The sequence below is a fragment of the Dethiobacter alkaliphilus AHT 1 genome, from assembly GCF_000174415.1.
GTDB classification, from domain to species: Bacteria; Bacillota; Dethiobacteria; order Dethiobacterales; family Dethiobacteraceae; genus Dethiobacter; species Dethiobacter alkaliphilus.
In genome coordinates, this window is the sequence record NZ_ACJM01000025.1 from 1 (window position 1) to 12,609 (window position 12,609).

A 12,609-nucleotide genomic window follows, 5' to 3' on the forward strand; every position below is an offset into this window, starting at 1 on the left:
TTTCCCGGCACGTTTTAACTAGTCCGATTGTACCAGCTCTAGATTGCATCGCCCATCAAATGCTTTGGGAATCTCCACCTTCAGGGAATCCGCGAAGTCTCCCACATCTTTGCAAAACGGGAGCCTTGTCTCACATGGCTGAGCGCTAGTGCCATGGTGATGACTTGGGGCTGTCAAAATATAAACATAACACAGTCATCGGGAGCCTTTTCTTGGCAGCCACATCATTATCAAGTGTCTGGGCCATAGGATATTTACCCGTACCGGTCCGCCCTGTCATAAAAATGTGATAGCCATGCCTTTTTATGGCCAGGCCCAAATTCCATGGCCCGTACGGCCCGCTCCTGCCCAATGATACCCTCCAGCGGCGGAACCGATTCGGTGGTTTCAAACTCAAATTGTGACGGATCACATATGTACCTTAACTCTTCAGGTTTTAGCGTTATAAACTCCATACCTTTTCCCCCTTTTGTTATTTAAGACATCTATTACTCAGGCAACATCATCACCCCGCCTTTCCTAATTTAATCCCACACCAACAAGTCACCTACACAAACCCCACTGCTTCCCGCACTTCCTACCGCCATTTCCACAACATAACGGGCGTCCTTTATCACCGGTGATAGCTTTCCCGGTTTCATGCCGTAAATAATGTGGAGGACTTTCATATTGCTATCCAGGAAAAGTACATCCAGGCTATAACGCATAAAAAACGTATGAACCGCATTGCAGGGGGACAACATCAAAGCATCTATATCGCCGGGGAAAGTCCGGGAAAACATAAGGCCGCGCAGCCGCTTGAAAAATGTATCGGCGCGGCCTACTCTTTTTGCCATTACTGATCCGTCCCTCTTATTTGCCAGCATGCTACATCACCAATGTTTCAACGATTTGAATCATAGCGGGTCCCAACAGCACAATAAATATTGTGGGAAAAATGAATGCCACCAGAGGTAGCAGCATTTTTACCGGAACCTTCATGGCTTGCTCTTCCACACGCTGCCGCCGTTTACGGCGCATCTGTTCCGACTGGACCTTAAGCGTTTTTCCGATATTTAAACCCAGCTGGTCTGCCTGCACAATGGCTCCGGTAAAAGACTTCACATCATCAATCCCGGTACGCTCCCCAAAATCCCGTAGCGCTTCACGCCTGGCTTTGCCCATTTTTATTTCCTGCAGTACCCGGCGGAATTCTTCTGCCACCGGTCCCTCCGACTTCTCTACAACTTTGGCCAGTGCACCATCAAAGCCCAGTCCTGCACCCACGCTAACGGTAAGTAAATCCAGTGTATCGGGGAAACTTTTTTCAATACTTGCTTTTCTGCTTCGCGCCGTATTTTCCAGTTTCATTTCCGGAAGCCGCCAACCCAGAACACCGGCAATAGCCACGATTAAAAAGGTTTGAGGTGATAAGTCTCTCCCAAACAAGAGATAGAAAAAAAACGGCAGGCCGAAAGCAAACACCACTTTCATCCCCAGATAGTCCTTTGCGGAGAAACCTCCGGTCATTCCGGCCTGCTGCACTTTTCTCTCCAGCCCCTTGAGTATATCAGCGGGCAGCAGACGGGATGCTAAGGCAGACAAAACGCCTAACAGGGGACTGCAGATGCGTTCACTTAAAGGTCGGCTCAATTCGGCCTGCCGAATGTCGGCAGTTTCATCATAATTAATAACATTCTTTAACCGTCCCTGCAAATCGACTTTGGCCGGTTGCAGCTTATTTTGCAGTGCGGTTATGAAGGTAACCAGCGTCAAAAATACGAGTAAAGCTATTATTGCCTGCATTTCTGCTCCCCCTTACAATTCAATATTAATGACCTTTTTAATCAGCATAATACCTATTAACTCTGAAATAACGGCACCACCAATCAAAATCAGTCCCAACGGATGGGTAAAGAGCAGCCCGATATAGGACGGATTCATCACCGAAATTACTCCTACCAGAAAAACCGGTAGTAAAGCCACAATGGTTCCGGAGATTCGGCCCTGGGCAGTGAGTGTTTTTATTTCTCCCTTCATCCGCACCCTTTCACTGATGGTATTGCCGATATTATCCAGTATTTCGGCCAGATTACCACCAACCTGACGCTGAATATTTACGGCGGTGACAATCAGGTCCAAATCATCACTGCGAATGCGTTCCGTCATATTTGCCAACGCTTCTTCTGTAGGAGTGCCCAGCCTCATTTCTTTCAATGCCCTGCCAAATTCCGTGGATATTGGTGGAGGCAGTTCCTTACTCAGCGAATCCATAGCTTGTAGAAAAGAAAATCCGGCCCGTAAGGAGTTGGACATAATGCCTAAAGCATCGCCCAGTTGATCGTTAAACTTCTGCAGACGCTTCATTTTTGCATTTTTTAAAAATAACAATGGTAGCACTGCACCAACTAAAGCCAATAAAATTGCCAATGCGAAGTTTTGGGTTACCAGGTAACCCAAAAGCGCCGGCAGCAAAGCGGTGGCAGCGTTGATGGCCAGCATTTCTTCCGGCTTGAGTAAAACATCTGCCTGAACCAGTTCAGCTTCGATGCTGTCTCTAATCGGCTGGGTGGTAAAGATCCGAAATACTCCCGCAAAGACATGCAGTATTGATTTTTTGGCTTTTGTTTCTTCCTCTTTATCCTTTAACTGATCAGGAGAAAACGTCCGTACACGGTTTACAATATCTTCACTTTTACCCTCACTGCGGCTCCCTATGGCCCGCAGCAGAAACAAAATGGCAAAAAAGACAACTATGGAGACTGTGATGGGGCTCATAGCAACCACTCCTATTGTTAGAAATTTGCATCGGCAAACATTACTGCAGGCAACTCTATTCCCGATGCTTCCAGTTGTTTGATAAACTTGGGCCGGATACCGGTGGAACGGAAAGAACCGATAATCTTGCCTTCCTCATCTATTCCGGTCTGTTCAAACCTGAACAAATCCTGCATAACAATGATATCGCCCTCCATGCCCTGCACTTCAGTGACATGGGTGATTTTACGCGAACCGTCCCGCAGACGGCTCTGCTGTACAATAACATCAATGGCGGAAGATATCTGCTCCCGGATCGCTCTAACCGGCAAATCCATTCCCGCCATCAGCACCATGGTTTCCAGGCGGGATAGCATGTCCCGGGGAGAGTTGGCGTGTCCGGTGGTAAGGGAGCCATCATGACCAGTATTCATGGCCTGCAGCATGTCCAGTGCCTCACCGCTTCGCACCTCGCCCACCACAATCCGCTCCGGCCGCATCCGCAAAGAGTTTTTCACCAGATCCCGGATGGTAACAGAACCCTTTCCCTCTACGTTGGGAGGACGGGTTTCCAGGGAAACAACATGATCCTGGCGTAATTGCAGCTCCGCCGCATCCTCGATGGTAACAATCCGCTCATCATGGGGGATAAAGGAGGAAAGGACATTGAGCGTTGTGGTTTTACCGGAACCGGTACCCCCGGATACCACTACATTCAGTTTGGATTTCACCGCCGCTTCCAAAAAGGCGGCGATTTCCAGGCTCAGTGTGCCAAAGCCCAATAAATCATCCACCGTTAAGGGATCCTTGGCGAACTTCCGGATAGTGATGGAAGGGCCACATAAAGCCAGCGGAGGTATGATGGCATTTACCCGGGAACCGTCAGGCAGGCGAGCATCTACCATGGGGGAGCTTTCATCAATGCGACGGCCGATGGGCGCCACAATTTTTTCGATGATATGCAGAACGTGGGCATCATTACGAAATACCACATCGGTGAGCACCAGCTTGCCGTTCCGTTCCACGTAAACCTGATTGGGACCGTTAACCATCACCTCAGAAACGGTTTCATCATTCAGAAGAGGATGGATGGGGCCAAAACCCACCGCTTCATCTACAATCTCAGTTACAATCCGCTGCTTATCGCCGCGGGGGATAAAGGAAACTTCCTGGTCTATGGTCTCGGAAACCAGTTTCTGCAAGCGTTCCGGCAGGCTGCCGTCTGTCTCGCCTTCCGTCTCCCGGCCCAATTCTTCAATAACCCGTTTATGGATTTTAATTTTCAGCTTTGTATATGGATCATTTTTTGGCTGCGGTTCGGCCCTCTTTTCAATTGTCAGGCCGACCTGCGCCGGTTTTCCTTCTGTTTGTTCCTGCTTTTTTACCCTTTCCAGTCTTTCCAGCAAAGACATGGTGCTCCCCCTCCTTTACAATTAGAGACTAAACATGCGGTTTATAATACCCTTGCTTTGTTTTTCCTGAGAGTTCTGCTGCCGCTTTCCTGTCAGACGGTCACAAAGCCTCTTAAACGACCGGGTAATTTCCGTATTGCTGTGGCTAACCGCCACAGGAACCCCTTTATTGATGGCCGCAATTAACGATTTTTCATCACTGTTAACCTGATGGGAGACGGTAATCTCCAACCCTTTTTCCAGGTCGGTCACACCAACGCCTAAATCCTGATCACTGCGGTTTAGCACAACTCGTATTTTATCACGGTAGTTCAAAGATTCCAGGATATTCAAACTGGTTTTTGTGTTTTTAATGGTGACTATATCCCGGGTGGTTACCAGCAAAATACTGTCTGCCAAATCCATAACCTGTAAATTTATTTCATTGAAGGTGGCCGCAGTATCTACGATGACATAATCATAGTTGTCTTTTAGTACTCTCAGGATTTCATCGGTATGATCCGAGGTAATGTATTCTGCATCCTGCGGAAAAAGCGGCGCGGGCAGAATATCAATGCCGGTGAAGTGGCGAATCATGTAATTTTCAATTAATTCCTTAGTTATGGTATCCGCATCCTGAATTAAGTCGCTGATGTTTTTACCATCGGATAAATTCAGCAAAACAGATACATCCCCAAATTGCAGGTCATAGTCAACCAACGCAACTTTTTTCTTCTCCTGCTGAGCCAAAACCACTGCCAAATTGGTGGCAATGGTGGTCTTACCCACCCCGCCCTTACCACAGAAAACCGCCGTAACCATACCAAGAGGTTTTTCATCGGAGGAGGACCGTTCCGGACGCTGATGCTGAACAGTGGATTCCCTGGCGGGTTCTTCCCTGCGCTGGGGCTCCTGAGCCTCCTTTTGTTTTACAGGCGTTTCCTGTTGCGCCGGCTTTTGAGGCCTTTCGTTATAGTGGTTTTGCTCCGAAGCCTCTTTCCGGGAAGTTTTTTCCTGAGTATCGGGGTTGGGCTTGACAAACCCCTCTTGTCTGGGACTTTCAGTCCGGGGAGGATTTTCCTCAACCTCAGGTTTGGGTTTTGCGTATGTCTCTTGTCTTACGCTCTCCCTTGGCGGGGTCTGCACATTATAACGTTCAGGGGAAATATTCTCAGCAAGCCGCTCATTTTGCCGTACATCAGGTGGAGATTCCATACTGGAGTTGTTGCCATAAAAAGGCTGCCTGTCTTCCCGGGAATGGGATGTTTCCTTGTGCTGATAGTAAGGCTGAGGTTCACGTTCATCACCATAGTACCCCTGATGTCTGCCGGACTCCCTCTGTTGATTGGATTGAGGCGGCTTGTTTACCTTTTGAGGCACACCCTGTTGCTCATCAAAATGCGGGGCGGTTTGATCCCGGCGCTCAAAAGCCTGCTCTCTTCCCGCCCTTGTCTCCCAGTCTTGCTGAGTATGCTGAGTATTACATACATCTTGTTGCCTGGGATATGGACCTAAATCTCGGTCAATAGTTCCCGGCTGATGGTAGCTTTCAGGATTGTGCCGGACTTGGGGTGGGGTATCCATTGGACCGCGGACCTGACGCTCAGGGTTATTGGGATAATACCCACTTTCCCTGGGAGGGGGTTCGGATTGCCTTTCATAATTTGCTTGCTGTTCATAGTGACCAGGATATTCTCTGTCCCGGGTCTTTTGTTCCGTAAAAGAAGAATACTCCTTTTCCTGTCTCTGGTGGGGCTGATCGGTATACTCCTGTGTTACCCTTTCAGTTTCCGGAGAGGGGATTTCGGCAACGGAAGATTGCTGGACCATTCGTCTTTTCTGCTGCTTGTAAACGGAACGAATGGTACCGGCCATCTCTTCACTGCCCAGTGGTTTTACCAGGTAATCCCGCGCCCCCGCCACCATGGCTTTTTTCAGATACTCAGATTCCCCTTGAATTGAAATAATTACAACCGCCACCTGCGGATACATCTGGCAGGCACGCTCCGTAGCTGTTATCCCGTCCATCTGCGGCATGTTAATGTCCATCAGCACCACGTCTGGCTGTAATTCGGCTATTTTCTGCAGCGCATCTGTTCCATCCACGGCCTCACCAACGACAACCATATCATCCTCAAAATATAACAGGCGGATAATATCTTTGCGTGTTTGCGGGATGTCATCCACAACCAGCAGTTTGATTTTTTCCACAGTTAATCCCCCCTGTTACTCTAACATTTTTAAAACTGACTTAGCCGGTGGGCCCGTATCGCCCGGTCATTACTTTCTTCCACAGGCCGCAGGACAAGACGCAGGCTGCCGCGCTCCGAGGCCTGAATAATTGCGGTTACCGCATCAGCCGGAGTATCCAACGTTACAGTTTCCACTATCAACTGCTCTCTGTCCTGCTCTACGGTATATTGCCCTGATGCCAGAACCTTGATCTTTGATTCCACAACCTTTGTCACTGTGTCCTCATCTTCCGTACTTTCGATAGTTACTATGGCATCCACATAATCACCGGGTAGAATATAACCGGCCACACCGGAGACGTTGTTTACCGGTACGGTAACAGCCCGATGCCCATCCGAGACTTTATATGACAGGCCGGTTTCGCTCTGTTCAAACACAAGGCGCGCAGACAGTACCTGCTCCCCGGCAACCAAGCGTTCTCTGGCATATGCCCCGTCTAATTCAGAAGTCTCCCGAATTGCATCTCCGTGAATGGCATCCTGGGGAACTTCTGCGGTGGTGAACATGGATGCGCTAAGCCTGGTACGGGCGGGAATTTCTTCCCGGGCCACCAAAATGGTGGTCAGATTAGCCGCGGACTTGGATTGGCGTTCCATTTCATTTAAATAGTGAAATATGGCTCCTGCTGCAACCAAAGCCAGAATTAGTGAGAGTAAAAAAAACTTTTTCCCCTTCATTGTGAACCCCTCCAGTGATTATCAGATAAGTAATTTGAGTTTTATAAAAAATCCGGGGGCAAGTTGACCGGGGTCGCTTTCGGGGGAGCAATTTCCCCGGCCATTTGCCTACCCGCCGGAAAATTATAAGCAAATTTCACTATTTTACAAGCTTTAAAGCAGTGAGGCCATATGCGCTTTCCCCTTCCTCACTTGCAGCGGGAAAAACATGGGGGCGTACAAAATAACCCCAAACCTCGGTATTTGCTCCTTGTCCTAACATTTCGCTGACCCAAAAGGCAGCAAAATCCACGATTATGACTTCTCCGGTTTTATTCTGGTTATTATCAAGAACTTCTTGATAAATGGGTAAGATTAAAATTCTCGGGCAACCGGTGGGACAATTATCTTTTGTACAGACATGATCCTTTGCTGCCTCTGCGAACCGATAATTGATGCCGTCACGGATCGGGCCCATGGAAACACCACCGGAAGCATCGGCCCAATCATCAATTTCAACCACACCGTCATACCCTAGTTTCAAATGTTCCCGCCAGATACTGGCTCCCGTCTGATAATCGCCGTTTTCATCCTGGAAAGCCAGAGCCCCCCAGTTTCCTGATCCTAAAAGGTCATCGCTAAACAAATTAACTTTAGTATGGTAGTCAAATTCTATACCTTCCTCAACTCCCAAAGGAAATACACCGTAGAAAGCAATGGGCCTTGTCCGGGCAGCACGGGCTCTTTGCTCCATTGCACCGCCTTCCATACCAAAAATTCGGCCGAAGAACAGCTGAACAGGTGCCTGTGTCCGCACCGTCACACCCCGGGCATTATCATCCACTTCCACAAAGACCTGCTCTGCCGGGACACCGTTCTTCTCCGCAGTTTCCACCGCAGCCAACATTACAGCATCCCTACCCTCATCAAAAAGGGTTCCGCCGGCCAGCGCCGCCGCATCTGCCGCCACGGAAAGGCGGGCCTGTGTTACATAATTTACGCCCACATCGGCCACCAGAGCGGCAGCCCCTAACAGCACAGTCATTCCTACGGCAACCAGGACAAGCACCGAACCGCGCTGGTTATTAAGAATGTTTTTCAGCTTTTCAGGCATCTTCATTCTGTATCCCTCACTCAATTCTCATTGTGGTGTCGCTGCTGACAAGTACCGGACCTTCTAAAATGCTGGTGGGCAGCGGCAGGATTAAACTCATTGGGTAGGATACGGTGACCCTGATATCCTGTCCCGTTGTGCGTTGGTGCTCCGGATAAATCTCAACCACTATAGTCGCCGGATCCAACGCTGTTGCCGCACTCTGGACGCGCTCAGCAATTTCAGCGTTGGTACCGCCCACAGCTCCCAGCCGGGCCCCATGGCGGGCTGCGTTGGTGACGGTCAGATAGGCATTACCCATCCGCCCCATCTCCACCATCCCCAATAACAGCAACAGAATGATGGGAAGCACCAGAGCCGATTCCACAATGGCCTGGCCCTTTTCATTTTTTAACCATCTACCTGGCATTTTCATCACCCCGTTCACTGTTTAGAATAAATGAGCCCTGCCCTTGCGGGCAGGGCCAACTCTGGGGGAGGAGCTATTAATCTAAGCCTTCTCCACTGAAACTACCTGTAATTTGTTCAAATATCTCTTCAATTCTGCCACCCATAGCAAACAGTGCACCAATTGCAACGATGGAAACCAGCGCCAAAATCAAAGCGTACTCCGTCATACCCTGGCCAGACTCCTCAGTGAAAAACCTTCTTACCATTTCCTTCATTTCACTACCTCCTAAAAATTTATTTGGATTTATGAATTCCCGAAAGCGATTAACTGACTTAAGTGTACCACAGCTGGAGAAACTTGGAATCGACCTGTCGTCTTAAAAACTACGGGACCCTGGTCCCAATTTCCGAAAATGGTACTGTTTTACATATCCATCTTAACCCGGCTCTGGATCAAAGGCAGCGATGGTGCGGTGAAACATATCAACTATGGGCTCTGCCATCTGGCCCAGAACCAGTACTACAGCCAGCGCCACAAACGCCAGGATAAGCGCATACTCGGTCATCCCCTGGCCCGACTCCTCCCGGATTAACGCCATCAACATTGCCATCTTATCCACCTCCTGCTGCTCCCTTGCTTTCAGCTTACCATAGTTTGGAAAGCTCTGAAATCAACCACGGTCTTAATTTACTGGGACCCCGGTCCCAATCTGGGTCAGGGGTCCCTCTGCAAGGACAGCCAAAACAAAATAAAACAGGACCCTTTTGGGTCCTGCGGATGATCTTGGTATGATAGATGATTGCTATAGCTTTACTATTCTGTTTTTCACTGCGTACAGGGCAGCCTGGGTGCGGTCGGTGACCTGGATTTTGCGGAAGATGTTGGTGATGTGGTTTTTAACTGTTTTTTCACTTATGTAGAGTTCATCGCCGATTTCTTTGTTGCTTTTACCGCGGGCAATTAGGGTAAGGACGTCGGTTTCACGGCGGGAGAGGGGTTCGTCATGGACATTGCGCAGGGCCAGGCGTTGGAATTCACCGCACATTTTTTCTGAGATGCGAGGGTGATAGACCGTTTCGCCGCGAAATACCGCCCGGATGGCATCAACCAGGCAATCGGTCTCAATATCCTTTAGCATATAGGCCGATACTCCGCATTTTACCAGCTCATAGATATACTCTTCATCGTCATGGATGGTAAGGGCGATAACGCCTATTTCCGGAAACTCACTTTTAATGCGGCGGGTGGCATCGATTCCGTTCATATTAGGCATGTTGATGTCCATTAAGACAATATCCGGCCGGATTGTTTTTGTCATGTTGTATGCTTCCTGTCCGTCCGGTGCTTCCGCCACCACTTCCAGATCATGATGTAATGCTAATATTTTTTTTAGTCCGTCCCGCAGCAAAGCGTGGTCGTCGGCCACCAACAGCCTTATTTTTCTCTCTCCCGGCATCCGGCTCACCCCTTTATTGGAATACTTACATGAATCTCTGTTCCCTTCTCCGGCTTGGAAACTATCTTTATCTGCCCGTCCAAAAGCTCTACCCGCTCACGCATCCCCAAAAGGCCAAAACAATCCACATCCATGTTTTGCATGGTCCTTTCCGTATCGAAACCGCGTCCGTTGTCGGCTATGGAAATATTGATTCGACCCGGCAAGATCTCCAGCTTAATCACACACCTTTTTGCTTCGGCATGCTTATAAATGTTATTCAATGATTCCTGCACAATCCGAAAAATTGCCACTTCCAAAACACTGGCCAACCGCTGTTCCTCACCGCCCAAAACCACCAGTTCAATATTCATGTCGGTGCGTTTCTGTAATTCGGCAATAAAGCGGCGTAATGTGGGGACAATGCCCAAATCGTCAAGAACCATGGGCCTTAAATCAAAGATGATTTTGCGCACTTCCTGCAGGCTTTCTTTAACCATATCTTTTAAGTCATGCAGTTCGGCCCGCACTTTGTCGGGCTCCACCGACATCAGCTTTTCGCAGATTTCCGCCCGCAGCACTACATTGGCCATGGACTGGGCCGGCCCGTCATGAATCTCCCGTGCCACACGTAGCCTCTCTTCTTCCTGCGCTTTAATAATGCGCAGGCTGACCTGCTGGCGCAGCTGAATTTCATCCAGCTTTACCGTAACTCCCTGCAGTCCCCCGGAGATAAGCTCCAGTGCCATTCCCACCTGGGTTTCCAGTTTCTTGGCTCTTTCCACCGTCTCGTTTACCCTGCGCACCATAATTTCCAATTGGTCTCTGCGCTGGCGGTGCTGCGCTTCCCGCTCCCGCATCTGACTTAGCTGCAGCTGGATATGCTGCGCTTCTTCATAAGCCTGTTGAATGTCTTTTTCCGTATATTTATTAAAGTTGCGGTTTACCTCCATCAAGTGGATGCGGGCCAACTTCTCTTCCCGCTCCAAACGGTCCACCGCAGTGATTACGTCCAGGATTTCACCTTTTAAGTCCACCAGTTTTGCCAACAGTTCGTCACGCTGTTGCCGGGCACTTCCGGAAATGGACATGATATCCTCCCGGCCCTTTTGGACAGCAGAAATGGTATTTCTAATTGCTTCATCCAGTTGCTTGATTTCCTGCACTGTTGCACCGCCCCGAATTTAGAATTGGTTTGTCACTATATTCGCCCCAATTCTTTCCTTTCCTGCCAATTCAGTTATTTTGCGACATTAATTTTCTAAGCGGGCATCAACAAAACCCAGCGAAAACGCTTCTGCTTCCTGCCTGTTGGCCACATCTCCCAGAGCAGAAGCCCGGTGCAAAGCTTTTTGCAATTCACCGATTCGGGAAGCAGGCTGCCTCCTTTTTCCCACCATGGCCGCCAACTCCCGCCCTGTCATAAAGTCCGGCGGCGAGACAAGCAAATTTCCCTCCGGCAGCAGTTTTTTCAGCAGGAATACCGCTCTAGAGCGGGCGGCAGCACCATCTACGGCCCGCAGTAAAACGGCGGCATCCAGGCCGGCGGGCCCGAAACGGGAATAATAGCTGTATAATGAGCGGCTTTTTAAGTTGCCACCGAAACACCGCAGCCAATCTAGCGCGCCCTGCAGTGCAGAAAGGGAAGCGCGTTCCTGCCGTGACAGGGGGTACTTCCGGATATGGTGGATGGTTTGCGGGGAGATTCCGTCTACGATACCGTCCAGGTCACAGAGCAGGGCGGCAAGTTTTAACACCTGATAGCCACGTGTCTGTGCTGAAAGGCTGCGTGCCAGGTTTTGCTGCAGCCGGTGCCGGATTGATTCAGGCCAGTGGTTTGCATTAAGCAATTTCTCTGTTTGCGCCATAACATGATCATGGCCGGCGGAAAAAGGCTTGCCAAACACATACCTGGCCGCACCCAATGTTTCCAATAACGGCAAATAACCTGTACATTTGCTTTGCAAAGTGGCAAATATTTCCGCCGCTATCCGTTCTCCCGGAAGATCGGGTAATAAAGGGGCCACACTACGTGCTTCCCGGACAGTTGACTCATCGGGGGTGAGTCCAAAATGCAGGGCCAGGCGCGCACCCCGCATCACACGCAGTGGATCATCCCGGAGGGCCCCGGGCAAGGCGCATAATCTTTGCCGGGTAAGATCCTCCAAGCCCTGGTAAGGGTCAATCAGGGTACTTTTGCTGTGAGGCTGTTCTAAATAGTCCCTTAGAGGCAGGGCCATGGCATTTACGGAAAAATCCCGCAGCGCCAGATCGTGGCCGATGTCTGCACCCTTAAACTCGGAAATATCCAGCCGTAAACCGGATAATGTAAGGCGCAGCAATTTGTGCCTTTCAACCAGATGAGCAGACAGTTTATGTGCTTTTGCGAACTTATCGGCAAATGAAATCAGGCCAGGCTCTCCGGTCAAATCCATGTCGGTACTTTGCCTGCCGGAAAACAGATCCCGCAAAAAGCCACCCACCAGATAGATTTCCAGATTCTGTTTTTGCGCTTCTGCGGCAAATTTATTTAAAAGGTCCATTTTACCACTTCCCGGGCATAATTTTTACCTTTCAACTGAACAATAAAACTGTAAAATCAACCAGGAAGATTATTAAAAATGAGCGGCTAA

14 protein-coding genes are annotated in these 12,609 nt (G+C 49.4%); all 14 read right to left on the reverse strand.

All coding sequences use genetic code 11. The features are described 5' to 3' along the window. Positions 1–254 precede the first annotated feature (254 nt). The 14 genes from DEALDRAFT_RS17315 to DEALDRAFT_RS14960 all read right to left on the reverse strand — a co-directional run bounded on the left by DEALDRAFT_RS17315 (position 255) and on the right by DEALDRAFT_RS14960 (position 12,519). Positions 255–455, reverse strand: coding sequence for a hypothetical protein (locus tag DEALDRAFT_RS17315; RefSeq protein ID WP_008518998.1), 201 nt, complete (start codon positions 453–455; stop codon positions 255–257). A 69-nt stretch (positions 456–524) separates the two neighbouring features. Beyond that, entirely contained in the window at positions 525–836 is a 312-nt protein-coding gene (locus tag DEALDRAFT_RS14905) for a DUF192 domain-containing protein (protein WP_008519000.1), read from the reverse strand. Between the two features lie 31 nt (positions 837–867). Continuing rightward, positions 868–1,785 (reverse strand): type II secretion system F family protein, encoded by a 918-nt coding sequence (locus DEALDRAFT_RS14910; protein WP_008519002.1) that lies wholly within the window; start codon positions 1,783–1,785, stop codon positions 868–870. Between the two features lie 12 nt (positions 1,786–1,797). Next, positions 1,798–2,757 carry a type II secretion system F family protein gene (locus DEALDRAFT_RS14915; RefSeq protein ID WP_008519004.1) on the reverse strand — a complete coding sequence of 320 codons (960 nt, stop codon included), beginning with the start codon at positions 2,755–2,757 and terminating at the stop codon, positions 1,798–1,800. A gap of 17 nt (positions 2,758–2,774) precedes the next feature. After that, a complete protein-coding gene (locus tag DEALDRAFT_RS14920; RefSeq protein ID WP_008519005.1) occupies positions 2,775–4,148 on the reverse strand; it encodes a CpaF family protein in 1,374 nt (457 codons plus the stop codon). A 21-nt stretch (positions 4,149–4,169) separates the two neighbouring features. After that, positions 4,170–6,338, reverse strand: a complete 2,169-nt coding sequence (locus DEALDRAFT_RS16300; protein ID WP_008519007.1) for a response regulator — start codon at positions 6,336–6,338, stop codon at positions 4,170–4,172. A gap of 29 nt (positions 6,339–6,367) precedes the next feature. Continuing rightward, positions 6,368–7,057: a Flp pilus assembly protein CpaB gene (cpaB, locus tag DEALDRAFT_RS14930; RefSeq protein WP_008519009.1), complete on the reverse strand. Its 690-nt coding sequence runs from the start codon at positions 7,055–7,057 to the stop codon at positions 6,368–6,370. Positions 7,058–7,196: 139 nt separating this feature from the next. Beyond that, the gene (locus DEALDRAFT_RS14935; protein ID WP_008519012.1) at positions 7,197–8,156 is read right to left on the reverse strand and encodes a pilus assembly protein TadG-related protein; all 960 of its coding nucleotides are present in this window, start codon (positions 8,154–8,156) and stop codon (positions 7,197–7,199) included. A 10-nt stretch (positions 8,157–8,166) separates the two neighbouring features. Then, a complete protein-coding gene (locus DEALDRAFT_RS14940; protein ID WP_040379291.1) occupies positions 8,167–8,559 on the reverse strand; it encodes a TadE/TadG family type IV pilus assembly protein in 393 nt (130 codons plus the stop codon). Between the two features lie 76 nt (positions 8,560–8,635). Next, positions 8,636–8,815, reverse strand: coding sequence for a Flp family type IVb pilin (locus DEALDRAFT_RS14945; protein ID WP_008519015.1), 180 nt, complete (start codon positions 8,813–8,815; stop codon positions 8,636–8,638). Positions 8,816–8,977: 162 nt separating this feature from the next. Then, a complete protein-coding gene (locus DEALDRAFT_RS16620; protein ID WP_008519017.1) occupies positions 8,978–9,151 on the reverse strand; it encodes a Flp family type IVb pilin in 174 nt (57 codons plus the stop codon). A gap of 192 nt (positions 9,152–9,343) precedes the next feature. Further along, the gene (locus DEALDRAFT_RS14950; protein ID WP_008519019.1) at positions 9,344–9,997 is read right to left on the reverse strand and encodes a response regulator; all 654 of its coding nucleotides are present in this window, start codon (positions 9,995–9,997) and stop codon (positions 9,344–9,346) included. 5 nt (positions 9,998–10,002) lie between these two features. Continuing rightward, complete coding sequence (locus tag DEALDRAFT_RS14955) at positions 10,003–11,142, reverse strand: sensor histidine kinase (protein WP_008519021.1); 1,140 nt, start codon at positions 11,140–11,142, stop codon at positions 10,003–10,005. An 87-nt stretch (positions 11,143–11,229) separates the two neighbouring features. After that, positions 11,230–12,519: a tRNA nucleotidyltransferase/poly(A) polymerase family protein gene (locus tag DEALDRAFT_RS14960; protein WP_008519022.1), complete on the reverse strand. Its 1,290-nt coding sequence runs from the start codon at positions 12,517–12,519 to the stop codon at positions 11,230–11,232. Between the last annotated feature and the right edge of the window lie 90 nt (positions 12,520–12,609).